Genomic DNA, 1,666 nt, shown 5'->3' with positions numbered 1-1,666 from the left:
AAAAGTAGACAAGAATCTAACTACAAAGTTAATTCAAAAGTGGAAGCAAAAACCACTAAAAAAAGCAAATAATAAAGAGCTTGGCTCAAACTTTCACTTGAGAGTTTGATCCTGGCTCAGGACGAACGCTGGCGGCGTGCTTAACACATGCAAGTCGAACGATGAAGAAAAGAATCGAAGCTTCGGCAGAAATTCATTTCGGATTAGTGGCAGACGGGTGAGTAACGCGTGAGCAACCTACCTCTTACAAAGGGATAGCCTCGGGAAACCGGGATTAATACCATATAACATTGCGACGAAGCATTTCGATGCAATCAAAGCTACGGCGGTAAGAGATGGGCTCGCGTCCCATTAACCAGATGGTGAGGTAACGGCTCACCATAGTAACGATGGGTAACCGGCCTGAGAGGGTGAACGGTCACACTGGAACTGAGACACGGTCCAGACTCCTACGGGAGGCAGCAGTGGGGAATATTGCACAATGGAGGGAACTCTGATGCAGCGACGCCGCGTGAGTGATGAAGGAATTCGTTTCGTAAAACTCTGTTCTATGGGAAGAAAAGGACTGTACCATAGGAGAAAGCTCCGGCTAAATACGTGCCAGCAGCCGCGGTAATACGTATGGAGCGAGCGTTGTCCGGAATTATTGGGCGTAAAGGGTGCGCAGGCGGCTTTACAAGTTGGATGTGAAATATTGTGGCTCAACCACAAACGTGCATCCAAAACTGCAAAGCTTGAGTTAAGGAGAGGTAAGTGGAATTCCTGGTGTAGCGGTGGAATGCGTAGATATCAGGAGGAATACCGGTGGCGAAGGCGACTTACTGGACTTAAACTGACGCTCAGGCACGAAAGCGTGGGGAGCAAACAGGATTAGATACCCTGGTAGTCCACGCCGTAAACGATGAGTGCTAGGTGTTGGGGGTCAAACCTCGGTGCCGCAAGCAAACGCAATAAGCACTCCGCCTGGGGAGTACGTGCACAAGCATGAAACTCAAAGGAATTGACGGGGACCCGCACAAGCAGCGGAGCATGTGGTTTAATTCGTGGCTACGCGAAGAACCTTACCAGGGCTTGACATATATATGAGGGGACATAGAGATATGAAACCAGTAAGAGCTTGCTCTTAACATATATACAGGTGGTGCATGGTTGTCGTCAGCTCGTGTCGTGAGATGTTGGGTTAAGTCCCGCAACGAGCGCAACCCTTGCAATTAGTTACTAACAGATCATGCTGAGGACTCTAATTGGACTGCCGATGATAAATCGGAGGAAGGTGGGGATGACGTCAAATCATCATGCCCTTTATGTCCTGGGCTACACACGTGCTACAATGGTCGGAACAAAGAGGAGCGAAATGGTGACATCAAGCAAATCTCAAAAAACCGATCCCAGTTCGGATTGTACTCTGCAACTCGAGTACATGAAGTCGGAGTTGCTAGTAATCGCGGATCAGAATGCCGCGGTGAATGCGTTCCCGGGTCTTGTACACACCGCCCGTCACACCATGGAAGTTGGCAATACCCGAAGCCGATGGCCTAACCGCAAGGAAGGAGTCGTCGAAGGTAGGGTCAATGACTGGGGTGAAGTCGTAACAAGGTAGCCGTATCGGAAGGTGCGGCTGGATCACCTCCTTTCTAAGGAGAACTACTTTTTACATTATTCGATG

The 1,666-nt window shown here is 49.3% G+C and carries 1 rRNA gene; it reads left to right on the top strand.

Annotation, left to right across the window (positions count from 1 at the left end):
- Nucleotides 1-93 precede the first annotated feature (93 nt).
- Nucleotides 94-1,634: ribosomal RNA gene (locus tag C7381_RS08505) — 16S ribosomal RNA — on the top strand.
- The last annotated feature ends 32 nt before the right edge of the window (nt 1,635-1,666 follow it).

The organism is Ezakiella coagulans (genome assembly GCF_003096635.1).
GTDB classification, from domain to species: Bacteria; Bacillota; Clostridia; order Tissierellales; family Peptoniphilaceae; genus Ezakiella; species Ezakiella coagulans.
This window is presented reverse-complemented; position numbering and strand designations above follow the sequence as displayed.